The following is a 24,218-nucleotide window of genomic DNA, read 5'->3' as shown; positions in this document are numbered from 1 at the left end:
TTCAGTTCTCCATCACCAATGAGGTTTCGACCGCCGCGTCGCAATACAGCCGCAAGGCCTCGCGCACTTGCCCGGCACTTTCCAGGCCCAGAACCTGTTGGGCGATGGCCTGGCAATCCACCAGGTCCACTGTGCGAACCGTCGCTTTGACCGCCGGAATCAACGGCACACTCACCGATAACTCGTCCACCCCCAGGCCCAGCAAGAGCGGCGTGGCCAAGGTTTCCGAGGCCAGCGCGCCGCAAACGCCCACCCACTTGCCGTGGGCATGAGCGGCTTTCACGGTGCTGGCGATCAGTCGCAGCACCGCGGGATGAAAACTGTCAGCCTGACTGGCGAGCCGCGGATGATCACGGTCCATGGCCAGGGTGTATTGGGTCAGGTCGTTGGTGCCGATGGAGAAAAAATCCACTTCGGGCGCAAACAGGTCCGCCATCAACGCGGCCGCTGGCACTTCGATCATGATCCCCAGCTTCGGCAGTTCCGTGAGGCCCAGGGCCAGCGCCTCCTCTTCGAGCAGTTGCCGGGCCACACGCAACTCCGACAGTTGCGTCACCATCGGCAGCATGATGTGCAAACGGGTCTGGCCCGCACAACTCAGGATTGCCTTGAATTGATCGCGCAACAGTTGCGGACGCTCCAGGCACAGACGAATCCCGCGCACGCCCAGAAAGGGGTTGGTTTCACTGTCCATCGGGACATAGGCCAACGGCTTGTCACCGCCAACATCCAGGGTGCGCACCACCAGGTTCCGCGCAGGCCCGAGGGCTCGGGCGATGGCGCTGTAGGTGGATGCCTGCTCGTCATGGCTCGGCGCATGATGGCGATCCAGATAGAGAAACTCCGAACGCAGCAAACCGACACCCGCCCCTCCCAGCGCCATGGCCTGTTCGGCTTCCGCCAGCGAAGCGATGTTGGCCGTCACCTCGACAGGGTGTCCGTCGCGGGTACAGGCAGCCAGTGACGCCTGCGCCAACTCCTGGTGTTGGCGTTGCTGTGCAAGCTTGCGTCTGGCTTGAAGGTGTTCGATGGCGGCCAGGTCCGGGTCGATCTGCAACTCTCCCTTATCGGCATCGAGCAACACCTGGGTGCCGTTGACCAGCGCCAGCACTTGCACCGGCAACCCGCAAATCGCCGGCAAACCGAATGCCCGCGCCAGGATCGCGACGTGGCTGGTGGCGCCACCACCGACCGTGGCAAAACCCAGCACCTTTCGGGTATCAAGCCCGGCGGTCTGGGACGGCGTCAGTTGTTCAGCAATCAGGATGGCCCCATCAGGCAACTCCAGCTCGCGTTCCCGCACGCCGAGTAGCAACTTGAGCACTCTCTGACTGACATCGGCCAGGTCTGCCGCCCGTTCGGCCAGCAACGCATTGCCCAGGCTTTTGAACAAGGTCGCTGTCGATTCGGTGGCCGCGCGCCAGGCGAATCCGGCACTTTTGCCTTCGTCGATCAGCACCTGAGCCACTTCCAACAAACCCGGGTCTTCGAGCAGTTCCTGATGAGCCCTGAAAATCTCTGCCTGGGCATCGCCCGCGGCGTTGTCGCGCATCTGCTGCAAAGCTGAAATGGCCTCGGTCAACGCGGCGGACAGATGATCGCGCTCAACCTGCGAACCCTCACCCCATTCGCTCACCACAAGGGCCTGCTCGGCGATCTGCACCACCTGGCCAAATGCCGCCCCCGCCGAAGCACACACCCCACGCAGCACCTTGGGCGATGAAATCTCCAGAGGCACCGGCGCAACATCCGCCATCACAGTCACTGTCTCGCCACAACCCGCGGCCAGCAGCTCCGCCAGCGTCTTGATCGCCGCCTCGGCATCCGGGCCGACTGCACTGACTTGCACAACGTCGTGGTGAGCTGTCTGCAACGCCATGATCGCCACCAGGGATTTCGCGTTCGCACTCGCCTGCTGTTTATGCAGATGAATGCTGGCCGAGAACCCTTTCGCCGCCTGGGCGAACACCGCCGCAGGACGGGCGTGCAAACCGTTCAGGTTGGGTAACGTCACCGGTTTGGAGAACAGCGCCTCGCCCTCTTGCGCCACGGACACACCGGTTGTCTGCTCGACAGCGTTCAACCCCAGCAGCGGCTTACCACTGTCTACCCACCCCGTTTGCGCCGCCAGCCAAGTGAACGGCTCGCCGCTGACCACCAGCATCAAGGTCAGCAGGCTGCGTGCATTCAACGCAACAAAATCGGCATCGAACTCGATCAGCGCCTGCCCGACGTCAACCTGCTGCCCCTCCTCCACCAATCGCGTGAACCCTTTCCCGGCAAGGTTCACCGTGTCGAGCCCGATATGCATCAACACCTGCACGCCATTTTCATTGGTGATGCTGACTGCATGCCCACTGGCCTGCACATTGCTGACAACCCCCGCCAGCGGCGCACACAATGTTGTTGAAGCCGGATCGATGCACAGCCCATCGCCGATGATCCGGCTGGAAAACACCGGATCGGGCACAAGGTCCAGAGGCATCAGTACGCCGGACAGGGGTGCGTGGAGCTGCAATTGTTGGGGTATGGCCATGACGTCACCTGCTGTTTTGTTCTCTGAAGTGCCGATGGAGCGCGACGCCCCGACAGCATCGCTTATTTCCACCAGTACTCGACCTGCAATCCGACGTTCGCACCGTGCCGCGCCGTGCCGAAGGCTCCGGTGTCGGACAACGCTGAACCCGCTGCCAGTTCATTGGCCGCACGCTTGGCCGCCTCGTTCCAGCTGGCATAGGTGTAATACAAGCGCACTTCGGGTCGCGCCCAGAATTCAGGGCCCTTGGGCGACCAGGTCGGGGCGAAGGTGAACTTGCTCAGTTTGCGCGTGCCACCCGTGGCGTCGACCTGATCGTGGCCCAGTTCGGTCACCAGTTTGAACTGCTCGGTGATCGCGTACGCAGGGCGAATCCCCAGGGAAATCCAGTTCTGGTCGGCACCGTCCGGGCGAATGTCTTTCTGGTAAACCGCCTCGACCTGCCCACCAAATCGTGGCGTCACTTGCCAGTCGAAGAACTCCACCACCCGGTAACTTTTGTTGCTGTCGTCCAGCTTTACGTTACCGGTATAACCCAATCCGGTGCCTGGGCCTTCGCCATACTGGAAAGCCAGTTTGTTCTTGCCTCCCAGAAAACCCTTTTGCACATGCTGGGTGGTGATTGCCCAGCCGCGATGAGCGTCGCGGCTGTCAGGTTTGTCGATGTAGCTCAGGCCAAACTCCAGCTCACCGCCGGGGTTGGTGTTGAATCCAGCCACGTTGAAGTCGTGACGATTGATGTAATCCTTCTGGTACAGGTTGTCCTTGCGCGAAAAGGCGTAGCTGTATTTCAGATCGCCGATCAGCACATCCTCGATGCCGCCGCCGGTGGCGCTCTGGTTCCAGTAGTAAAAGTCGGAAATGTGGATGTCGTTCCGTTTGTAATAGCGTCGACCGGCCCACAGCGAGCCGCCGTTGAGGCCGGGCATGTTCGACCATTGCCCGTACAGCTGCGGCAGGCGCACCGAGCCGTTGTCGCCCTTTAACGTCAGGTCCTTGTCGTATTGGTTATACAGCGAGGCCATGCCATCGACACTGAGCACCGAACCGTCATCCAGGGTGTACACGTCCTGACGAAGTTCCAGTTCCCCATAGTGCTCGCACTCGTTACCGAGGCGGTATTTGGTCTGTGCTCCGGGCAGCTGGAAACACTGTTGTTTACCACTGTTGACCGATGTCCCGACACCGCTGCGCAGGTAACCGCCGAACTCCAGCGCATGGGCCGACCAAGGCAATGCCAGGCAGACACTCGCGGCGACAAGGCTGCGATTTATTGTTGTTTTCAAGAACCACCCCATTATTTTTATTGTGTTGTTCCGCAAAATCAGCGCGCAAAACTCCCCCGCGCAGCGTTCTGCGTGTTTTTTCGAAGTCGGTGTTTTTAGTGGTCGGTCAGGTGCAAAACAAACGATTCATACGGTCGTAAAAACACCTGTCGATTTCGCGGCGGACAGTCCGGGTAGTTGCAGATGACCAGGCGCTGGGTCATGAGTTCGGTGATCACTCCATCCGGCAATTCAACTTCGCAAGGCGTCCCGTAGAAGTTGTTCAGTACCAGCAAACGTTCGCCGTTTCCTTCCCGTACATACGCCCAGACATGCGCATGCTCAGGCAGCAACTGACGGTAAATACCATCGGACATCAGCGCTTCGGTACGCCGCAAGTTGATCAGCAGACGGTAGTGATGCAGCACTGAATCCGGGTCGTCGAGTTGAGTGGCGACGTTGATCTGCGCCGAGTTGGCCGGCACGCCGATCCAGGGTTCCACCGCGCTGAAACCGGCGTTCGGTTCGCCATTCCAATGCATCGGCGTACGGCCGTTGTCGCGGGACTTCTGCATGATCGCCGCCATGTTGTCGGCATCGCTCGCACCCGCCTCGCGCTTGAGGCGGAAGATGTTCAGGGTCTCGACATCGCGGTATTGATCGATGTGATCGAAACCCGGATTGGTCATGCCCAGTTCTTCGCCCTGATACACAAATGGCGTGCCCTGGAGAAAATGCAGCGCAGTGCCGAGCATCTTCGCCGACACCACACGATGCTCGCCGTCATGACCAAACCGCGAGACCACCCGCGGTTGGTCGTGATTACACCAGAACAGCGCATTCCAGCCTCCGCCGGCCTGCATGCCGGTTTGCCAGTCGGAGAGGATGCGCTTGAGTTCAAGGAAGTCGAAATCAGCGCGAATCCACTTCTGCAGGTTCGGGTAATCGACCTTCAGGTGATGGAAATTGAAGGTCATCGACAGCTCCTTCGACTCCGGTCGCGAGTAGCGAATGCAGTGTTCGAGGCTGGTAGACGACATCTCGCCGACATTGATCAGGTCATGGCCCTCGAACACTTCGCGGTACATTTGCTGCAAGTATTCGTGAACATTCGGGCCGTCGGTATAGAAGCGTCGGCCGTCGCTATCGTCGTCGGGAAAGTCCGCCGGTTTCGAGATCAGATTGATCACGTCCAGACGGAAACCGCCCACGCCTTTATCGCGCCAGAAACGCATCATTTTGAAGACTTCGGCGCGTACCTTCGGGTTGTCCCAGTTCAGGTCGGCCTGGGTGTGATCGAACAGGTGCAGGAAGTACTGACCGGTCTGCGCCTCGTATTCCCACGCCGAACCGCCGAACTTGGATTCCCAGTTGTTTGGCTGATCGCGCCAGATGTAGAAGTCACGGTACGGGTTGTCGAGACTGCTGCGGGCCTGTTGGAACCAGGCGTGTTCGATCGAGGTGTGGTTGACCACGATATCGAGCATCAACTTGATCCCGCGCTTGCCGGCCTCGGCAATCAGCAAATCACAATCGGCCATGGTGCCGTAGCTCGGATCGATGGCGTAGTAATCGCTGATGTCGTAACCGTTGTCGCGCTGGGGTGAACGCAGGAACGGCGTGATCCACAGGCAATCGACGCCCAGCCAGTGCAGGTAATCGAGCTTGGCCACGACGCCGAGCAAATCACCCGTGGGGTTGCCCGCGTGGCTGTGAAAACTCTTCGGGTAGATCTGGTAAATCACCGAACGTTGCCAGTCTTGCATGGCGGATTCCTTCAGTAAGATTTGTACTGGCCTTTCGGGCCTCTTCGCGGGCAAGCCCGTTCCCACAGTGACCGCATTCCATGTGGGAGCGGCGGTGCGACGATGCGATCTATCAGGCGACCCGATACCCAGGCCGAACAATCTTCATGCTCAACCCGCAGGTCAAAACAAACGGCACGACCATGGCGATGATCATTCCGATCACAAACATCGGGATGAACTGCGGGATGATCGAGATAAATCCGGGCAAGCCGCCGACACCGATGGCCGATGCCTGGACCTTGTTCAGCGACAGGAAGATGCACCCCAGCGCCGAACCAATCAGTGCGGCGTAAAACGGAAACTTGTAGCGCAGGTTGACCCCGAACATCGCCGGTTCGGTGATGCCAAAATAGGCCGAAATCGCTGAAGTCGACGCCATGGATTTGTCCCGCGCATTACGGGTCATGTAGAACACCGCGAGCGCCGCGCTGCCTTGGGCGAGGTTGGACATGACGATCATCGGCCAGATAAAGGTGCCGCCCTGGGTCGAGATGAGCTGCAAGTCGACCGCGAGAAACATGTGGTGCATGCCGGTGATCACCAAGGGCGCGTAAAGCAGGCCGAAGATTGCACCGCCGACCATCGGCGCCAGATCAAACAGGGTGACCACACCTTCAGTGATGAGAATCCCCAGATGCCGGGTCACCGGGCCAATGACCGCCAGGGCCAGCACGCCGGTGACCACGATGGTGGTGATCGGCACCACCAGCAATTGCACGGCATTAGGCACTCGCGCCCGCAGCCATTTTTCGATGACGCTCATCACGTAGGCCGCCAGCAGAATCGGCAGGATCTGCCCCTGATAGCCGACCTTTTCGATCTGGAACAAACCGAGGATGTCGAAATACGGCAGGCTCTGGCCGTCGAGACCTGCGACGGCCTTGCCGTAGTTCCAGGCATTGAGCAGGTCGGGGTGAACCAGCATCAGGCCGAGCACGATGCCGAGAATTTCGCTGCCGCCAAACCGCTTGGCGGCTGACCAGCCCACCAATGCAGGCAGGAACACGAACGACGTGTTGGCCATCAGGTTGATCAGGCTCCAGAGCCCGTCAAGCCTGGGGTAAGCATCCAGCAGGGTCTGGCCTTCGATGAACATGCCCTTGGCGCCGATGAGGTTGTTGATGCCCATCAGCAGGCCCGCAATGATCAGCGCCGGCAGGATCGGCATGAACACATCGGAAAACACCCGCACCAGACGTTGCACGGCATTTATCTTGTCGGCGCTTTTCTGTTTGACGTCGGCGATCGTTGACGCAGCAAGACCGGTTTGTTGGCGCAGTTCTGCGTAAACCTTCTCCACCTCGCCAGGACCGATGACCACCTGGAACAGACCGCCGGTAAAGAATGAGCCTTTGACCAGATCAATCTGGTTAAGCGTGGCGCTGTTGACCCGGCTCGGGTCCTTGAGGGCAAGGCGCAGGCGTGTGACGCAATGCGCGGCCTGCTCGAGGTTGTCGCTGCCACCGAGGCTTTGCAGCAGCTCGCTGACGATGTTCGGATAGTCGTGGCTCATGCTTGTTTTTCCGCTGTGGTTTTTTGTTATTGGCAGCACGCCGAAGCGAAAAGTACTCGTCTGTACGAGTTAAATCAACAACTCGTACAGACGAGTTTGAATTTGTTTATTTACAACCCGACAGGCGGCGATTTTTCCTACCCTCACACATGCTGAAATCCCAAAGCCGCATGGACAAACCCCTACCCTGCCCTTAAGGTTCGAAACCTTGAGTACATTGCGGCACAGAGCCATCCCCATGAGTAAATACAACCAGATCTACAGCGATCTGCTTGCCAGCATCACGACCGAACGTCTGGAGCGCGGCGCCCGGTTGCCCTCCGAAACCGAATTGATGGACAGCTATCAGGCCAGTCGCGGCACCGTGCGCAAAGCCATCGAACAATTACAGGAGCGCGGTTTCGCCCAGAAAGTCCACGGAAAAGGCACCTTTGTGTTGTCGACCGACCCGATCGAATTTCAGTTGGGTGGCATCGTCAGCTTTCAGGAAACCCATCCGCGATTGGGCAACAACGTCAGCACCGAGGTGGTCGAGTTCAGCCAGATCCCGCTCGAAGGTGCGTTGCTGGAACATATCAAGGCGGAAGAAGGCAGCCTGATCACGAGGATCAAACGCGTACGGCGGATCGATGGAAAACGAGTGATCCTCGACATCAACCATTTCGTCAGCGACGTCATTCCCGGACTCTCGCGGGACATCGCCGAACACTCGATCTACGCCTTCATCGAGCAGACCCTGCAACTGCAAATCGCCTACGCCCAGCGCACCATCGAAGCCGTGCCCTGCAGCAAGGATGACCAGCAACACCTCGACCTCGACGGCCAGAGCCATGTGATCGTGGTCAGCAACCAGACGTTTCTGCAGGACGGCCGGCAGTTCGAGTACACGGAATCACGGCACACCCTCGACAAGTTCTATTTTTCGGATGTGGCACGGCGCTGACCCTGCACGGTTGAAAAATGCGTTTGGGCATAACTATGTAGTGCACTTCCTTTGAGCAAGCGGGCGATCATCGCTGCCCATTTCTCAAGGAGCGAGAGCATGTCCACCGAACAAAATACCCCCGCATCAAGCAATGCCGCCGACCAGGAAAAACTCAAACTCATCGCGCCGGTCGTTGTGACAGCCTGCCCCGGTTTGCAGGAGGAAGCCCATGCGGTAGCCCGTGAAATCCTGCAAAAACACGGCATCACCCACCTGGACCCCGATCAGGTCTGGTGGCATCGCTTCGACAATGTCTCGGCCAGCAGCAGCAAGGCCTTTCTGGGTTGGGAGCACGCGCCAAAACCCAGTGAATCCTTCACCCTGACGCAACTGGTGATCCATCGGTACCGCGTGACCGACCAGGACGACGCCCTCGAACTGAACAGCAATGGCGGTTTTTACACCGCGGATGCCGACGCCAGCATTTACAACGAAACCAATGAAGTGCGGATGTACCCCAGCAAGGTGCTCGCCGACCTGTGGGAGAAGAACCTCAGTGAGCGCTATCTGCATAAACTCAATGCCTTTTGGGCCACCCATTTCGATGACTACCGGACCCTGGCCAAATGTAATTACCTGAGCAAAGCCATCGAGGCCCGCGAAAGCGGTCAGCTGGGGGAAGAGGATTTCCAGACCGCCATCAGGGCCGTCGTCGATGGCGCATCCTGGCCAATCACCCTGGCGACCCTGCAAGCGCAAACCGCTACGCCTGCGGATCTTCGTGTCTGCGCGCTGGATGTCGCCGGGCATGTCGCCACCGATATTCTGCGCATCGTTGAGAGCAACGGTCGGCAGATCACGTACGTTCCCGGCGCCGCTGAGCCCTTCCACGTGCACCCGACAGTGACGGACATGCACTGGTGGATGTTGCTGCAAATGAACGAAGAAAAGCCCCGTACCGAGTTCATGACCCATTTCCCGCTGTCGGTGCGCAAGGAAGTGCAGGACAACATCACCCCGTTGATGAATCAGCTGGTCGGTACCTGGGGCAAGTACGACCACCATTTGATCAATCAAAAAGACATCACCCTCAGCGGTGACGTATTCACCTGGCAGAGCCAGGCGGTCAAGAGCGCGATGCTGGAAGAGGCCAATCTGACCCTGGTGACCAATGGACAGATGCGCGAACACCTGTGGCTGGGTTATCTGACCGTCGGCCTGAAGGTCTTCGGCCCGTTGGCAGTACTCGGCTGGCCGATCGCCCTGCCGGTGATCGGAGCCAGCATCGCAGCGATGGGTTTGAACATCGACAAGGCCGTCAATGGCAAGACGGCAGCGGAACGCAAGGCGGGGGTCATCGGCGCGGTGCTCGCCGGCGTCAACACCCTGTTCAATATCCCGTTACTCAAGGAAATCAACGTATTGGACGACGTCGGGGCGGCGGCCGAGGCGGCAGAAGCGGCCGAGATGGCGGATTTGAACAAGACGCTCGACCCGCAAGAAACCGTCGACCCGCAGGCGCCCGTAGAGCCAGAGGAAAGTCCTCTGCCAGCGGGTCTGTTGCCCACCCTGCCCGATGAAACCGAGCAAGCGTTGGAAGTGCCGGAACACTGGCAAAGCAATGAAATCCTCGAAAGCTACCCCATGGCCACCAGTGGCAAATTCCAGGGTGTCTACACGCTGGATTCACAGCCTTCCAACGCTATCCTGATAAACGATCAGGCCTACTACGTGCGTTATGAGGCAGACGTCAACGGCGGCGGAACCTGGGCCATCATCGACCCGGAGAACCCGAATGCCTTTACCGGATCGATTCCCGTACGCCTGAATGCCGAGGGGGAATGGGAGCTGGCGGCGAAACGAGGGTTGACCGGTGGCGGCAAAGGCCTGAGCAAGCCTGTTCCCGGGCCATCCAGGCCGCTCCCCCATGTCCGGCCACGTCATTCCGTCGAACACTTGACGAGATACGACGCCCCCAATGGACGTTCGCTGAACTTCCTGGCGTTGGGAGAGCAAGAGACTCACATAAAAATCATCACGTTGCCTAACGGGTATCTCAAAGGGGTCACCCCTTATGAAGAGTTCGTCGCAGGACGTCGCACGGTACTGGTCAGGGATGCGACCGGTTTCCAGCGTCCGGAGGGCTTTTTCGCTTCGCTGCCCCCTCGCCCGACTCAGCCCGTGATCACACCCTCCACCACCGTTACAGAACTCATCGAGAAAGTATTCGACGCAGCGCCGGGGCTGGTGGTCGGTGAAAGCCAGGATCGCATCGCCAGTATGCGGTTCCTGATCGAAAACATGCCGACACTGGCCAGGCAAGGCGTCAAGACGATCTACATGCATCGGCTGCTCAACGACTTCAATCAAGTCGACCTGAACGACTTCGCCGATACCGGGCAGATGCATGGCATGCTGGAAAAGTATCTGCAAAAACTGCCGGGCGATCCTGCCGGACAGTACACGCCTCTGGAAGTCGTCAGGACAGCCCAACAGAACGGCATTCGAATCCAGGCCACCGATTGCCTGGCAAGCTATCGCCACACCGACTCGAACTTCCGCGCCCTGTCACGACAATCCGTCAAGACCTACCTCACCCATACCATCATGCGAGCCACTCAAGCCCGCAACGGCGGCGGAAAATGGGTGGTGCTCACCGATCAGGAGAGTACCAACACGTTCAGGGGAATGGCCGGCATCAGCGAAACAGAGGGAGGGATCGGCTTACGCATCGAAGAAGTGGGCCCTGACCAGAACCTGCATCTGGACATCGACCAAGGCATCGACGTAGGCCGTGACTTTGCAGAGGTTACCACCCAGATGCGCGGCAATGTCGACACGTTGTACGCCGACATCAGCCTGCAGGTGCCGACTCAGGCCATTCCAAGAACGCAACAGCAAATCAATCAGCTACTGTTCCGCCAGGGCATGTTTACCATTGAAAGGTCAGACGAAACCTTGACGCTGATCCATCGCAGCCGGACCAACCTGATTATGCGAACGATGATCGAGCGCACAGCGGATGGCGGCTTCCGCATCGACCGTCCGGCCTGGGCCGCCGTGCATCAGGTGACCTACGCGAATCTGATCAGCCTTGTCCACGCACTCAACCGCATGGGCCTGACGCTGGAAGGACGCCTGCCCACTGTAGCGGCCTGATCGAAAAAAAAGCCCCGTGAACTCACATTCACGGGGCCTTTCGGGTGTTACAGACGATCAATCAGACCGGGATCATTCCCACTCAATCGTCGCCGGCGGCTTGCTCGACACGTCGTAGGTGACGCGGGAGATGCCTTCGATTTCATTGATGATGCGGCCGCTGACGGTTTCCAGCAGTTCGTAAGGCAGGTGCGCCCAACGCGCGGTCATGAAGTCGATGGTTTCCACGGCACGCAGGGCCACGACCCAGGCGTAACGACGGCCATCGCCTACAACGCCAACGGATTTCACCGGCTGGAACACCACGAACGCCTGGCTGACCTTGTGGTACCAGTCGGCCTTGCGCAGTTCTTCGATGAAGATGTGGTCGGCGCGACGCAGCAGGTCGGCGTATTCCTTCTTCACTTCACCGAGGATCCGCACGCCCAGGCCCGGGCCCGGGAACGGGTGACGGTAGACCATGTCGTACGGCAGGCCGAGTTCCAGGCCCAGACGACGGACTTCGTCCTTGAACAGCTCGCGCAGGGGTTCAACCAGCTTGAGGTTCATTTCTTCCGGCAGGCCGCCCACGTTGTGGTGCGACTTGATCACGTGGGCCTTGCCGCTTTTCGCGCCAGCCGACTCGATCACGTCCGGGTAGATAGTGCCTTGGGCGAGGTACTTGATGTTGTCCAGTTTGTTGGACTGGGCATCGAAGACGTCGATGAAGGTACGACCGATGATCTTGCGCTTTTTCTCTGGATCGCTTTCGCCGGCCAGGTTGTTCAGGAACTGGTCTTCAGCATTGGCGCGGATCACCTTGACGCCCATGTTCTCGGCGAACATGGCCATCACTTGCTCGCCTTCGTGCAGACGCAGCAGGCCGTTGTCGACGAAGACGCAGGTCAACTGGTCGCCGATGGCTTTGTGCAGCAGCGCGGCAACCACCGAGGAGTCGACACCGCCGGACAGGCCGAGCAGGACGTTGTCGGTGCCGACCTGGGCGCGAACCTGAGCGATGGCGTCTTCAGCAATCTTCGACGGCGTCCACAGCGCTTCGCAACCGCAGATGTCGAGGATGAAGCGCGAGAGGATGCGACCGCCCTGTTTGGTGTGGGTCACTTCCGGGTGGAACTGCACGCCGTAGTAGCCGCGAGCGTCGTCGAACATGCCGGCAATCGGGCAGCTCGGGGTGCTGGCCAGGATGTGGAATTCCTCTGGCATCCGGGTGACTTTGTCACCGTGGCTCATCCACACGTCGAGGCCGAACAGGCCGTCGGCGTCGATATGGTCTTCGATGCCGTCGAGCAGGCGGCTCTTGCCGACCACGTCAACGCGAGCGTAACCGAACTCACGCAGTTCGGAACCTTCAACCTTGCCACCCAGCTGTTCAGCCATGGTCTGCATGCCGTAGCAGATACCGAAGACCGGTACGCCCAGGTCAAATACGGCTTGCGGGCAGCGCGGACTGTCGGCTACGTGCACGGACTCGGGGCCGCCGGCGAGAATGACGCCTTTTGGAGCGAATTCGCGAATCGCTTCTTCATCCATGTCGAACGGATGCAGTTCGCAGTACACGCCGATTTCACGCACGCGGCGGGCAATCAGCTGGGTGTACTGGGAACCGAAATCGAGGATCAGGATGCGGTGAGCGTGAATGTCGAGGGCCATGATTCAGTCTCGTCTAAGTAATTCAGAAACAGTCGTGATTCAGAAACAACTCGGGGCTGAATCGAACAGCCCCGGGTTACTTAACGTTTTGCTTGAAGCCTCAACCTACGCGGTAGTTTGGCGCTTCTTTGGTGATCTGCACGTCGTGGACGTGGGACTCGGCCATGCCAGCGCCGGTGATCCGCACGAACTCAGGCTTGGTGCGCATCTCTTCGATGTCGGCACTGCCGGTGTAGCCCATCGAGGAACGCAGGCCGCCCATCAGTTGATGGATGATGGCGCTCAGGGAGCCCTTGTAAGGAACACGCCCTTCGATGCCTTCCGGAACCAGCTTCTCGGCACCCGCGGAGGAGTCCTGGAAGTAACGGTCGGAGGAACCTTGGGCCTGGGACATGGCGCCCAGCGAACCCATGCCGCGGTAAGCCTTGTACGAACGACCCTGGAACAGTTCGATCTCGCCCGGCGCTTCTTCAGTACCGGCGAACATCGAGCCCATCATCACGCAGGAAGCACCGGCAACGATGGCCTTGGACAGGTCACCGGAGAAACGGATGCCGCCGTCGGCGATCAACGGAACGCCAGTGCCTTCAAGGGCAGCGGCGACGTTGGCGATGGCACTGATTTGCGGGACGCCGACACCGGCGACGATGCGGGTGGTGCAGATCGAGCCAGGGCCGATACCGACCTTGACGGCGTCGGCGCCAGCTTCGGCCAGGGCCTTGGCGGCAGCGCCGGTGGCGATGTTGCCGCCGATGACCTGCACTTCAGGGAAGTTCTGTTTGACCCAACGAACGCGGTCGATCACGCCTTTGGAGTGACCGTGTGCGGTGTCGACCACCACCACGTCAACGCCGGCATTGACCAGTGCAGCTACGCGGTCACCGGTGTCTTTACCGGTGCCGACCGCAGCGCCAACTCGCAGACGACCTTGATCGTCCTTGCTGGCCAGCGGGTAAGCCTTGGCTTTCTCGATGTCTTTGACGGTCATCATGCCTTTGAGGGCGAATTTGTCGTCGACGATCAGGACTTTTTCCAGGCGGTGCTTGTGCAGCAACTCGCGGACTTCGTTCTTGTTGGCGCCTTCGCGGACGGTGACCAGACGCTCTTTAGGCGTCATCACTTCACGTACGGTGGCTTCCAGACGGGTTTCGAAGCGCACGTCACGGGAAGTGACGATGCCGACCAGGTCGCCATCGTGCAGTACCGGAACGCCGGAGATGTTGTGCATGCGGGTCAGTTCGAACAGATCACGAACCGTGGCGTCAGCCTCGATGGTGATCGGGTCCTTGACCACGCCGGCTTCGAACTTCTTGACCTTGCGCACTTCGGCAGCTTGCTGCTCGATGGTCATGTTCTTGTGGATGATACCGATGCCACCTTCCTGAGCCATGGCAATTGCCAGACGGGCTTCAGTAACGGTGTCCATGGCGGCAGAAACCAGAGGAATATTCAGCTCGATGCCACGGGTAAGGCGGGTCTTGAGACTGACTTCGTTAGGAAGCACCTCGGAATAACCAGGCACTAGTAGAATGTCGTCGAATGTCAGAGCTTCTTGGCTGATACGCAGCATCGCGGGGGCTCCCGAGCGGGAAAATGGAAGCGCGCCATTATAGTCAGACACCCCCTCGGGTTCAATGTAAAACTCTGTCTATTATTGGCATTACTGATATACGGGGATTGTCGCCGCCTACAACTCGACTTTCACCCAACTGACCGGTTGATCCAGCCAATCGGCGAACTCATCGATAAAGCTCTGCTTGAACCCCGCCTCGGCCCAGTTGTTGAAAATGAATCCCAGGTTGGAAAAGCCGCACTCCTGCAGGAAAAGAAAGCCGTTGATGTCGTCTTCATGCCCGCACTCCGGGCAGGTGAAGTTATCGGTGCGCCCCGGCATCCAGTCTTCCAGGCTTTCGAACAGCGCTTCGCCGACTTCCTTGCGGCACTCGGCGCAGCCCGCTTCTTCAAGGAAACCCTTGGCCGGCGTGTAGATGCAGCGTTTGGTAATGATCTCGAGGCCATTGATCGGCTCGCCGAACGGCAACGCTTCCGGGTGCAGGACCACGGCACGGGCACCGTCAGCGATCGCGTGGCCCATGCGGTTGCCGGTTCGGCCGCAGGTGGTCAGCTCTTCCTTGACGATGTTCTTGCGCACCAGCCACCGCACGACCGCCCTTGCCCGGGGTTCGTGCACCGGCAGCGTGGAGATTTTAGGGACGATGATGCTTTGCGAATTCATGGGTGCAAGCCTGCTGCGTCGAAATGGGGGTTCTGCGGCGTACCGTTTGACGCCTTCGCGGACATAACAATCATGTTCACCCCGCTCACTGTGGGAGCGGGCTTGCCCGCGAAGGCGTCGGAGCGGCGGGCAGCTTAATCCCTGACGAAATCCGGTCAAGTACTCAAATACCGGCCGACCAACGCAATCCCGCTGGCCAGCACCAACCAGGTCACCAGCCGCACGAATGCCTCGCGGGACAATCTCATGGTCAGCCGCCGGCCAATCCACAGCCCCAACGCCATGGCCGGCAACAAACACAGCGCCAACATCAACAAGGGTAGCTCGGCGTACACACCCGCGACAGCAAACAGGCTCAGGCGCACCACGGTGCTGCAACTGATCAGAGCGCTTTGGGTCGCCCGCGCCGCGTCTTTTGGTAACCGACTGTTCAAATAGATCGCATATAAAAAGCCGCCACTGCCAAACAGCGCACCGAACATCCCGCCGACCGTGCCCATCGGCACCGCCCAACCTGCCGACAACTGCGTCGGGCGGGTTTTGACCCACAGGCTGTAAACCGCATAGGCGCTGATAAACACCCCCATCAACAGCAACAACAGATCGGATTTCAGGTTCAGCAGAAAGATCACACCCACCGTGCAACCCACCGCCATGCACGGCAGCAGCCGCAGCAGTTCCGGCTTGGCCACATCCCGTCGCGAGGGCAGCAGATTGCCGAACGCCGCGACAAAATCCAGTAGCACCAGCAACGGCACGATCTTCGATAGCGGCATGAACAGAATCAGAATCGGCCCGGCCACCAGTGCGGTACCGAACCCGGCAATGCCAAACACGATGTAAGCCAGGGCAATGCCCAACCCGATCACCAGCCAATCCGTCGCGCCAAATGGCCATTGGTGCAACAACTCAAACGCGTTCATCGGCACGCCTTCATTAAATACTTGTGATGACTTTAGCCAGCGCGGAGCCTTGCGACTAATATCTTCAAAGCCCCTCTCTCATCTCAAAAAGGCATGCCTCATGCTTTCAACCCGTCAATTGCGTTACTTCGTGGAGATCGCCGAGTGCGGGAGTTTCAGTGCAGCCGCTGAGCGTTTGTTTGTTGCGCAGTCAGCGTTGAGCCGGCAGATAAAGGACATGGAAACCCGCCTGCAGACACCCTTGTTCGAGCGCACTGCACGCCAGCCTCGACTGACGGCCGCCGGTGAAGCCTTCCTGCCCCGGGCCAGAAACCTGCTGAACGAATTGGCCAAAGCCAGCGAGATGGCCACCCAGGTCGGCAATGGAGAACTCGGCACCTTGCGCCTAAGCCATTCCAGCACCGTCCCCATGAGTGGCCGTCTGCTGCGAGGCATCAGCGACTATTTGAGCCAGCATGTCGGTGTGTCCATGGACATCGCCAAGCTGTCTTCCGAAGCGCAACTTGAAGCGTTGGCCGACAACCGGCTTGATGTCGGGCTGCTGCGCCTGCCGGTGTTGCGCCAACGTGAAGGCGTGCAGATTGTTCCTTTGTACAACGAACGATTGCTGCTGGCCGTTCCGCCCAATCACCGGCTGGCTGTGGATAAGTCCGCTCAGGGCATCGACCTGGCGCAACTGAAGGATGAGGCGTTTATCTCTATTCCCCATCCCCAACGCGGCGGGCTGAGTTATTTGTCCGCCGAGCTGTGCATGCGTCAGGGTTTCTTTCCAAAAGCGGCCCGAGTGGTGTCGCGCAAAACCACGCAACTGCAGTTGATTCAGGCCGGGTTCGGCATCGCCCTGCTGCCGGAGTCGATGCAGGACATTGCGCCACCCGACATTCATTTCCTGCCCTTGGCCGACCCGGATTGCCACAGCACCGTCGCCCTCGCCTGCCGCCAGAATCCGACGACGCTGGTTCAACACTTCATCAACACCTGCACAGATCATTGTGGGGGCGGGCTTGCTCGCGAAGGTGGTGTGTCAGTCGACATGAAGGTTGAATGTTAAACCGCTTTCGCGAGCAAGCCCGCACACAGGGGGATTTGCGTTGGCTCATGGAGATTCGCATGCGAATGCCTTTAAACTGCGCCCCATGATTAAAGATCCCTTTGCAAGACTCGGCCTGGACCGTGAAGTCCTGACTGTCAGCCAGCTCAACGGCCGCGCGCGGGTGTTGCTCGAAGACGTGTTCAGCAATATCTGGGTCGAAGGCGAAATCTCCAACCTCGCCCGTCCGGCGTCCGGCCACGTGTATTTCACCCTCAAGGACAGCGGTGCCCAGGTGCGTTGCGCATTGTTCCGGCAGAACGCGGCACGGGTTCGCCAGGCGCTGAAGGACGGCCTGGCGGTCAAGGTGCGCGGCAAGGTTTCGCTGTTCGAAGGGCGTGGCGACTATCAACTGATCCTCGACACCGTCGAACCGGCCGGTGATGGCGCGCTGCGCCTGGCGTTCGATGCCTTGAAAGAAAAACTCAGCGCCGAAGGCCTGTTCAGCGCCGAACGCAAAGTACCGCTGCCGGCGCATCCGCAGCGCATTGGCATCATCAGTTCACCGACCGGCGCAGTGATCCGCGACATCATCAGCGTGTTCCGCCGCCGTGCGCCGCAGGTGCAGCTGACACTGATCCCCACCGCGGTGCAGGGCCGCGAAGCGACGGCGCAGATTGTCCGTGCGCTGAAACTGGCGGACGCCCGTGGTTTCGATGCATTGATCCTGGCCCGTGGCGGCGGCTCGCTGGAAGACCTGTGGTGTTTCAACGAAGAAGCCGTGGCCCGCGCCGTGGACGCTTGCGTGACGCCGATTGTCAGCGCCGTCGGCCATGAAACCGATGTCTCGATCAGCGACTTCGTCGCCGACGTTCGCGCCCCGACCCCTTCCGCCGCCGCTGAGCTGCTGGCGCCGGATTCCAGCGACCTGGTGCGTCGGGTCGAGAGCCTGCATCGACGGCTGGTGATGCGCATGCGCGACCGCCTGATGCGTGATCGCCTGCGCCTTGAAGGCATCTCTCGCCGCTTGCGTCATCCCGGCGAACGCCTGCGCCAGCAGGCGCAACGGCTGGATGATCTGGACATGCGCATGCGCCGCGCCTTCGAACGCAGCCTCAATACCCGTCGCGAACGCCTGATCCGCCTGGAGACCCGCCTCGCGGCGCAACATCCGGGGCGCCAACTGGCAATGCTGCGCCAGCGTCTCGACAGCCTCGCCGAACGTCTGCCCCGGGCCATCCGCGAAGGCCTCAAATCCCGTCGTCTGCAACTGCAAAGTCAGGTGCAGACGCTGCACGTGGTTAGCCCGCTGGCGACCCTCGGCCGTGGCTACAGCATTTTGCTCGACGAGCGCGGCAATGCGATCCGCAACGCCGCGCAAACCCACAACGGCCAGCGCCTGAAAGCCAAACTGGGCGAAGGCGAACTGCAAGTGCGGGTCGAAGACAATCACCTGACGCCCGTCACCCTTTCTTTACTGGATTGATCCATGCCGCGTTTTTTAGCTCCACTGCTGTTGTTGTGCCTGACCTTTAACGCCCACGCCGACAGCTACATCACCCGCCTGTTGAACAAACCGGTGCCGGGCGGCGTGGCGGTCTTGGATCTGGGCAGCGCTGCCCAGGCGCCGAAAGCCAGTTATCAAGGCAAACCGGTGTTGGTGGTCAAGGAGCAGAACAATTGGCTGGCGATTGTCGGTGTGCCGTTGACGGTCAAGCCGGGCACACAGCAGGTCAGCAGCGGCGGTCGCACGTTGAGTTTCACCGTCGGCAACAAGAAGTATCCGGAACAACGCATCACTTTGAAAAACACTCAACAGGTCAATCCGGACCCGGACAATCTCAAGCGCATCGAGCGCGAACTGGCGGAGCAGATCGCCGCGTACCGCACGTTCAGCCCGAATACCCCAAGCAACCTGCTGCTGGACAAACCGGTCAACGGCCCGCTGTCGAGCAAGTTCGGTGTGCGCCGCTTCTTCAATGGTGAAGAGCGCAATCCACACTCGGGCCTGGACTTCGCCGTAGGCGCTGGCACACCGATCAAGACCCCGGCCGCGGGCAAGGTGATTCTGATCGGTAACTACTTCTTTAATGGCAACACGGTATTTGTCGACCATGGGCAGGGCTTTATCAGCATGTTTTGCCACATGTCGAAAATCGATGTGAAGGTTGGCCAGCAATTGGCGCGTGGCGCAGTGGTCGGGAAGGTTGGCGCCACCGGGCGGGCGACCGGGCCGCATATGCACTGGAATGTCAGCCTGAATGATGCGCGGGTGGATCCGGCGATTTTCATTGGCGCGTTTCAACCTTAAGGCATTTGTGAGGCGACTGGCCTCTTCGCGAGCAAGCCCGCGAAGACGGCCTCATAGTTGCCGAATCGCCGCCGGATAAATCGCGCAATTGGAATCGACACAGTCCAACTTCCTCAATTGCGCATCCCTCACCCCCCACGCAAACATCCACACAATCACGCTATTTCACCGCAATAAAATCTCGATAAATCTCTCCATTCGAGTATTCCTCTCAATTTTTTTCGACTGCTTGCCATCCTTCACCCTCGCGGTTAGGGTTGAAGGCATGAAAACCTCTCACACCCTCATTCAGCTTCGCCAGCACCGCAGCCTGTGCCTCGTCAGTGCACGACTGCCGGGCTGAATTGCGGCGCCTCGTCTTACGCTTTTCCCCAAGAACATTTGATCCACCGGCAGGCCGCCTTTTTTCGGCCCACACAATAAGGATTTCCCGATGAGCATGCTCAAAGACCCGTCTTCGAAATACCGCGCGTTCCCGACCATCGACATTCCGGACCGCACCTGGCCGTCGAAGACCATTACCGCCGCGCCGATCTGGTGCAGCTCCGACCTTCGCGACGGCAACCAGTCGCTGATCGAGCCAATGGACGCGGTCAAGAAGCTGCGTTTCTGGAAAACCCTGGTGCAGGTCGGCGTGAAAGAAATCGAAGCGTCCTTCCCGGCGGCGTCGCAAACCGACTTCGACTTCGTGCGCACCCTGATCGAAGGCAACCACATCCCGGACGACACCACCATTCAGGTGCTGACCCAGGGCCGTGAAGACCTGATCGAGCGCACCTTCGAATCCCTCCGTGGAGCGAAGAAAGCCATCGTTCACCTGTACAACGCGACCTCCCCTTCCTTCCGCCGCATTGTCTTCAACCAGGACAAGGACGGGATCAAGGCCATCGCGGTCAACGCTGCCAAGCTGTTCGTCAAATACGCCGCCCTTCAGCCGGACACGCAGTGGACTTTCGAATACTCGCCGGAAACCTTCAGCGCCACCGAACTGGAGTTCGCCAAGGAAGTCTGCGACGCGGTGATCGACGTCTGGAACCCGACGCCTGAGCACAAGGTGATCCTCAACCTGCCAGCCACCGTCGAATGCGCGACCCCGAACATCTACGCCGACCAGATCGAGTGGTTCGGCCGTCATATCAACCGTCGTGACAGCGTGATCATCAGCCTGCACACCCACAACGACCGTGGCACTGGCGTGGCCGCCACCGAGCTGGGCCTGATGGCTGGCGCGGATCGTGTCGAAGGCTGCCTGTTCGGCAACGGCGAGCGTACCGGCAACGTCGATCTCGTGACCGTGGCATTGAACCTGTACACCCAGGGCATTCACCCTGAGCTGGACTTCTCCGACATCGACGGCGTGCGCAAAGTCGTCGAAGAGTGCAACCAGATCCAGGTGCATCCGCGCCACCCGTACGTCGGCGACCTGGTTCACACCGCGTTCTCCGGCTCCCACCAGGACGCCATCCGCAAGGGCTTCGCCCAGCAGAAACCGGACGCCCTGTGGGAAGTGCCATACTTGCCGATCGACCCGGCCGACATCGGCCGCAGCTACGAGGCAGTGATCCGCGTCAACAGCCAGTCGGGCAAGGGCGGTATCGCTTACCTGCTGGAACAGGAATACGGCATCAGCTTGCCGCGTCGCATGCAGATCGAGTTCAGTCAGGTCGTGCAGCGCGAAACCGATCGCCTGGGTCTCGAAATGACCGCCCAGCAAATCCACGCGTTGCTGCACAGCGAGTACTTGCAGGCCAATACCCCGTACGCGCTGGTCAGCCATCGCCTGCAGGAAGAAAACGGTCACAGCGCCGTGGAAGTGGAAGTTTCCGGCAAAGGCCAGGGCGAAACCAACCTGCACTGGCGCGGCAAGGGCAACGGCGCGCTGGAAGCGCTGGTGGCCGGCCTGCCGATTCCGGTGGAAATCATGGACTACAACGAACACGCGATCGGCGCGGGCACCAACGCCAAGGCAGCGGCCTACATCGAGCTGCGCGTGAACGGTGAACGTGCCGTGCATGGCGTCGGCATCGATGAAAACATCACCACCGCCAGCTTCAAGGCCCTGTTCAGCGCGCTGAACCGCTCGTTGAGCCAGCCGGAAGCGAAAGCGGCGTAAGCATTCGCTGAAATGCAAAAGGCCCCGGGGTGTAAACCTCGGGGCCTTTTTGTTTGCCTGCTGTTTTTGTGTTGCCTGTTATGGCCTCTTCGCGAGCAAGCCCGCGATGGGGCCCGCTCAGGCAACAACAATGTCAGGCATGAGTATCAACGCTAAACATCGCCTGCAACAACGCCGCCTGCAGCACCTGCAAGTTGCTGCTGGTCACGGCGATCTGGTTCTGGATTTCCATCACCTGCTGCGCCTCCTGCTCGTTGTCCTGACTCTTCTGCGCACTCGCCAGTTGAGCTTGCTGTTCGGCCAGCAATTTTTGCATTTCTTCGATCTGCTTTTTCAACGCGGTAACCGGGTCGCTGGCGCTGCCGACCGAATCAATGTTGGCTCCGGCACTGTTGACGCGCAGCTTGCCATCCTCGCCAGTCGCGTCTTCAACCGGGACCAGCTTGCGTTCGTCAGGTTGACCGGTCGCGACGTTCGGCGACGACACAGCGTACGCGTTAATAGTGATGGTGCTCACGTTGATCATGGGTCACTCCTCCTTGGTTGACCTTGCTATCGGCCAGGCTGGAAAAATCTGCACTCATAAATCATCAAGACCTATCCGATCAGGTGAACTCAAACGTGTCAGCATCCAGATTCGCCGGAAAGCGCGTGCGATAAGCCTGAAGGTCGGCGGCATTCAGAACCACTTGAAACACGCCATCGGCTTCGCCGGCACTGAGCAACGTCTCGCCCTGGAAATCGAGCACCTGACTGTCACCGGTATACGCGAAGCCTTTTCCGTCAGTCCCGATGCGATTCACTGCGGCCACATAGCAAAGGTTTTCGATCGCCCGTGCCGGCAACAAACGGTTCCAGTGCTGACGCCGCGCGCCCGGCCAATTCGCGGTGTACAGCAACAGGTCGGTGTCCTGGGCATCGCGGCTCCACACCGGAAAGCGCAAGTCGTAGCAAATCAGCGGCCGCACACGCCAGCCTTTGAGTTCGAACTGCACCTGGCGCTCGCCCGGCGTGTAGTGATTGTGCTCGCCCGCCATGCGGAACAGGTGACGCTTGTCGTAGTGCCAGACTTCACCGTCCGGCCGTGCCCACAACAGGCGATTGCGATGACTGCCATCAGCGGCCTGAATGATGACGCTGCCGGTGATCACCGCATCGAGTTGCGCAGCCTGGGCGCTCAACCATTTGCTCGCAGGACCGTTTTCCGGCTCGGCGAGCGTCTCGGATTCCATGGAGAAACCGGTGGTGAACATCTCCGGCAGGATGATCAGGTCAGCACCGCGAGCCTGTTCCAGCAGTTGTTCGAAATGCTCCAGGTTGGCCTGGCGGTCATGCCAGGCCAGGGTCGTCTGGACCAGCGCAATGTTCAGATTCGGCAGTGCACTCAGATCACGCATAATTTTTCCGCTGCTTCACGCAGGGTCTCCTCACGCTTGGCAAAGCACAGACGCACCAGGCGCTGGCCTTCGGGTGGCGTCTGGTAGAACACCGAGATCGGGATGCTCGCCACACCGTGTTCGCGGGTCATCCACAGCGCCATCTCGACGTCGTTGAGGTCCGGGCGGATCTGCGAGTAATCGACCAACTGGAAATAGGTGCCGGTCACGCGGGTAAAACTGAAGCGCGATGGCGTCAGCAAGTCGCAGAACAGGTCGCGCTTGGCCTGATAAAAAGCCGGCAGCTCTTCGACATGCTCCGGGTGCTCGGCCATGAAATCGGCCAAGGCAAATTGCAGCGGGGTCACGCCGCAGAAACTGACGTACTGGTGCACCTTGCGCAGTTCCGCTGTGAGGGCCGGCGGTGCAACCACGTAGCCGGTTTTCCAGCCGGTGACGTGATAGGTCTTGCCGAACGAGCTGACCACAAAGGCTCGCTGATACAGCTCTTCGTGGTTCAGCACGCTGACGTGAGGTACACCGTCGAACACCAGGTGTTCATAAACTTCGTCGCTGACGAGGTAGATGTCGCGATCACGAATCAGATCCGCCAACTGATCCAGTTCGGCACGGCTGATCAGTGCGCCACTCGGGTTGTGCGGAGCGTTCAGCACAATCATCCGCGTGCGCGGCGTAATGGCCTCGGCCAGTTTCTGGAAGTCGATGGAGAAATCATTCAGCCCGAGCTGCACATGCACGCAACGACCACCGGCCAGCTCCACCGACGGCTCGTAACTGTCGTAGCACGGATCGAACACGATCACTTCGTCGCCGCTGTGGATCACCGCCTGAATCGCGCAGAAGATCGCCTGGGTGGCGCCGGGCGTGATGGTCACTTCGTTGTCGGCATCGACATTGACGCCATAGCTGCGAGCGATTTTCGCTGTCACTTGCTGACGCAGCGCCGGCAGGCCGGTCATCGGCGAATACTGGTTATGGCCATTGGCAACATGCCGACCGACCGCATCGCACAGGCCCTTGGGTGCATCGAAATCGGGAAAACCCTGGGACAGGTTGATCGCCCCGGTTTGCGCCGCGAGCTGAGACATCTGCGTGAAGATAGTGATGCCGACATTCGGCAGCTTACTGGTGATCATCGGTGATTCCCTGCTCTACACCCGGCTCTAACGGCGGCGCGGGAGAGCCCGAGGATAGCCCAAACGGCGCCCATAAAAAAAGGGCGCCAAACGGCACCCTTCTTTCTCAACATCACCGCATTACCTGTGGCGAGGGGATTTATCCCCGTTAGGTGGCGTAGCCGCCCCAAAACCATTCACTGCGGTTTGTCAGATAAACCGCGGCGCTGGGTTAAC

At 59.7% G+C, this 24,218-nt stretch carries 17 protein-coding genes; 6 read left to right on the top strand and 11 right to left on the bottom strand.

Annotation, left to right across the window (positions count from 1 at the left end):
• Window position 1 precedes the first annotated feature (1 nt).
• The 4 genes from ptsP to treP all read right to left on the bottom strand — a co-directional run bounded on the left by ptsP (window position 2) and on the right by treP (window position 7,122).
• Entirely contained in the window at window positions 2-2,536 is a 2,535-nt protein-coding gene (ptsP, locus tag ACM6IQ_RS17990) for a phosphoenolpyruvate--protein phosphotransferase (protein WP_414879461.1), read from the bottom strand.
• Window positions 2,537-2,598: 62 nt separating this feature from the next.
• Window positions 2,599-3,822, bottom strand: coding sequence for a maltoporin (locus ACM6IQ_RS17985; protein WP_414879460.1), 1,224 nt, complete (start codon window positions 3,820-3,822; stop codon window positions 2,599-2,601).
• A gap of 95 nt (window positions 3,823-3,917) precedes the next feature.
• Window positions 3,918-5,567 carry an alpha,alpha-phosphotrehalase gene (gene treC, locus ACM6IQ_RS17980; RefSeq protein ID WP_414879459.1) on the bottom strand — a complete coding sequence of 550 codons (1,650 nt, stop codon included), beginning with the start codon at window positions 5,565-5,567 and terminating at the stop codon, window positions 3,918-3,920.
• A 112-nt stretch (window positions 5,568-5,679) separates the two neighbouring features.
• Entirely contained in the window at window positions 5,680-7,122 is a 1,443-nt protein-coding gene (gene treP / locus ACM6IQ_RS17975) for a PTS system trehalose-specific EIIBC component (protein WP_017340294.1), read from the bottom strand.
• A gap of 238 nt (window positions 7,123-7,360) precedes the next feature.
• On the opposite strand from treP, the gene treR reads away from it, so the two are divergent.
• Window positions 7,361-8,065, top strand: coding sequence for a trehalose operon repressor (gene treR, locus ACM6IQ_RS17970; protein ID WP_017340295.1), 705 nt, complete (start codon window positions 7,361-7,363; stop codon window positions 8,063-8,065).
• A gap of 99 nt (window positions 8,066-8,164) precedes the next feature.
• Complete coding sequence (locus ACM6IQ_RS17965; RefSeq protein WP_414879458.1) at window positions 8,165-11,206, top strand: dermonecrotic toxin domain-containing protein; 3,042 nt, start codon at window positions 8,165-8,167, stop codon at window positions 11,204-11,206.
• A 72-nt stretch (window positions 11,207-11,278) separates the two neighbouring features.
• On the opposite strand, the gene guaA is transcribed toward ACM6IQ_RS17965, so the two are convergent.
• The 4 genes from guaA to ACM6IQ_RS17945 form a co-directional block, all read right to left on the bottom strand.
• Window positions 11,279-12,856, bottom strand: coding sequence for a glutamine-hydrolyzing GMP synthase (gene guaA, locus ACM6IQ_RS17960; RefSeq protein ID WP_017340297.1), 1,578 nt, complete (start codon window positions 12,854-12,856; stop codon window positions 11,279-11,281).
• 100 nt (window positions 12,857-12,956) lie between these two features.
• Window positions 12,957-14,426 (bottom strand): IMP dehydrogenase, encoded by a 1,470-nt coding sequence (gene guaB / locus ACM6IQ_RS17955; protein WP_017340298.1) that lies wholly within the window; start codon window positions 14,424-14,426, stop codon window positions 12,957-12,959.
• A 117-nt stretch (window positions 14,427-14,543) separates the two neighbouring features.
• Window positions 14,544-15,092 carry a hypothetical protein gene (locus tag ACM6IQ_RS17950; RefSeq protein WP_017340299.1) on the bottom strand — a complete coding sequence of 183 codons (549 nt, stop codon included), beginning with the start codon at window positions 15,090-15,092 and terminating at the stop codon, window positions 14,544-14,546.
• A 155-nt stretch (window positions 15,093-15,247) separates the two neighbouring features.
• Window positions 15,248-16,015 carry a sulfite exporter TauE/SafE family protein gene (locus ACM6IQ_RS17945; RefSeq protein WP_017340300.1) on the bottom strand — a complete coding sequence of 256 codons (768 nt, stop codon included), beginning with the start codon at window positions 16,013-16,015 and terminating at the stop codon, window positions 15,248-15,250.
• 100 nt (window positions 16,016-16,115) lie between these two features.
• Between ACM6IQ_RS17945 and ACM6IQ_RS17940 the strand changes: the two genes are divergently transcribed.
• The 4 genes from ACM6IQ_RS17940 to leuA all read left to right on the top strand — a co-directional run bounded on the left by ACM6IQ_RS17940 (window position 16,116) and on the right by leuA (window position 21,469).
• Entirely contained in the window at window positions 16,116-17,066 is a 951-nt protein-coding gene (locus tag ACM6IQ_RS17940) for a LysR family transcriptional regulator (RefSeq protein ID WP_414879457.1), read from the top strand.
• 85 nt (window positions 17,067-17,151) lie between these two features.
• Window positions 17,152-18,531, top strand: coding sequence for an exodeoxyribonuclease VII large subunit (gene xseA / locus ACM6IQ_RS17935; protein WP_017340302.1), 1,380 nt, complete (start codon window positions 17,152-17,154; stop codon window positions 18,529-18,531).
• Between the two features lie 3 nt (window positions 18,532-18,534).
• Window positions 18,535-19,356 (top strand): M23 family metallopeptidase, encoded by an 822-nt coding sequence (locus tag ACM6IQ_RS17930; protein WP_017340303.1) that lies wholly within the window; start codon window positions 18,535-18,537, stop codon window positions 19,354-19,356.
• A gap of 433 nt (window positions 19,357-19,789) precedes the next feature.
• Window positions 19,790-21,469: a 2-isopropylmalate synthase gene (leuA, locus tag ACM6IQ_RS17925; RefSeq protein ID WP_017340305.1), complete on the top strand. Its 1,680-nt coding sequence runs from the start codon at window positions 19,790-19,792 to the stop codon at window positions 21,467-21,469.
• Between the two features lie 133 nt (window positions 21,470-21,602).
• On the opposite strand, the gene ACM6IQ_RS17920 is transcribed toward leuA, so the two are convergent.
• The 3 genes from ACM6IQ_RS17920 to ACM6IQ_RS17910 all read right to left on the bottom strand — a co-directional run bounded on the left by ACM6IQ_RS17920 (window position 21,603) and on the right by ACM6IQ_RS17910 (window position 24,002).
• Window positions 21,603-21,995, bottom strand: coding sequence for a hypothetical protein (locus tag ACM6IQ_RS17920; protein ID WP_414879456.1), 393 nt, complete (start codon window positions 21,993-21,995; stop codon window positions 21,603-21,605).
• A 79-nt stretch (window positions 21,996-22,074) separates the two neighbouring features.
• The gene (locus ACM6IQ_RS17915; RefSeq protein WP_414879455.1) at window positions 22,075-22,866 is read right to left on the bottom strand and encodes an amidohydrolase; all 792 of its coding nucleotides are present in this window, start codon (window positions 22,864-22,866) and stop codon (window positions 22,075-22,077) included.
• Window positions 22,854-24,002: a pyridoxal phosphate-dependent aminotransferase gene (locus tag ACM6IQ_RS17910; RefSeq protein ID WP_414879454.1), complete on the bottom strand. Its 1,149-nt coding sequence runs from the start codon at window positions 24,000-24,002 to the stop codon at window positions 22,854-22,856. Before ACM6IQ_RS17910 ends, ACM6IQ_RS17915 begins: the two co-directional genes overlap by 13 nt.
• Window positions 24,003-24,218: the final 216 nt, after the last annotated feature.

It is taken from the genome of Pseudomonas sp. IT-P100, from assembly GCF_949767185.1.
GTDB lineage: Bacteria > Pseudomonadota > Gammaproteobacteria > Pseudomonadales > Pseudomonadaceae > Aquipseudomonas > Aquipseudomonas fluorescens_B.
This window is presented reverse-complemented; position numbering and strand designations above follow the sequence as displayed.

Excerpts from the sequence above, each read along its gene's own strand:
- ptsP (WP_414879461.1), bottom strand. The coding sequence starts at position 2,536 with ATGGCCATACCCCAACAATTGCAGCTCCACGCACCCCTGTCCGGCGTA.
- treC (WP_414879459.1), bottom strand. The coding sequence starts at position 5,567 with ATGCAAGACTGGCAACGTTCGGTGATTTACCAGATCTACCCGAAGAGT.
- treP (WP_017340294.1), bottom strand. The coding sequence starts at position 7,122 with ATGAGCCACGACTATCCGAACATCGTCAGCGAGCTGCTGCAAAGCCTC.
- treR (WP_017340295.1), top strand. The coding sequence starts at position 7,361 with ATGAGTAAATACAACCAGATCTACAGCGATCTGCTTGCCAGCATCACG.
- ACM6IQ_RS17965 (WP_414879458.1), top strand. The coding sequence starts at position 8,165 with ATGTCCACCGAACAAAATACCCCCGCATCAAGCAATGCCGCCGACCAG.
- guaA (WP_017340297.1), bottom strand. The coding sequence starts at position 12,856 with ATGGCCCTCGACATTCACGCTCACCGCATCCTGATCCTCGATTTCGGT.
- guaB (WP_017340298.1), bottom strand. The coding sequence starts at position 14,426 with ATGCTGCGTATCAGCCAAGAAGCTCTGACATTCGACGACATTCTACTA.
- ACM6IQ_RS17950 (WP_017340299.1), bottom strand. The coding sequence starts at position 15,092 with ATGAATTCGCAAAGCATCATCGTCCCTAAAATCTCCACGCTGCCGGTG.
- ACM6IQ_RS17945 (WP_017340300.1), bottom strand. The coding sequence starts at position 16,015 with ATGAACGCGTTTGAGTTGTTGCACCAATGGCCATTTGGCGCGACGGAT.
- ACM6IQ_RS17940 (WP_414879457.1), top strand. The coding sequence starts at position 16,116 with ATGCTTTCAACCCGTCAATTGCGTTACTTCGTGGAGATCGCCGAGTGC.
- xseA (WP_017340302.1), top strand. The coding sequence starts at position 17,152 with ATGATTAAAGATCCCTTTGCAAGACTCGGCCTGGACCGTGAAGTCCTG.
- ACM6IQ_RS17930 (WP_017340303.1), top strand. The coding sequence starts at position 18,535 with ATGCCGCGTTTTTTAGCTCCACTGCTGTTGTTGTGCCTGACCTTTAAC.
- leuA (WP_017340305.1), top strand. The coding sequence starts at position 19,790 with ATGAGCATGCTCAAAGACCCGTCTTCGAAATACCGCGCGTTCCCGACC.
- ACM6IQ_RS17920 (WP_414879456.1), bottom strand. The coding sequence starts at position 21,995 with ATGATCAACGTGAGCACCATCACTATTAACGCGTACGCTGTGTCGTCG.
- ACM6IQ_RS17915 (WP_414879455.1), bottom strand. The coding sequence starts at position 22,866 with ATGCGTGATCTGAGTGCACTGCCGAATCTGAACATTGCGCTGGTCCAG.
- ACM6IQ_RS17910 (WP_414879454.1), bottom strand. The coding sequence starts at position 24,002 with ATGATCACCAGTAAGCTGCCGAATGTCGGCATCACTATCTTCACGCAG.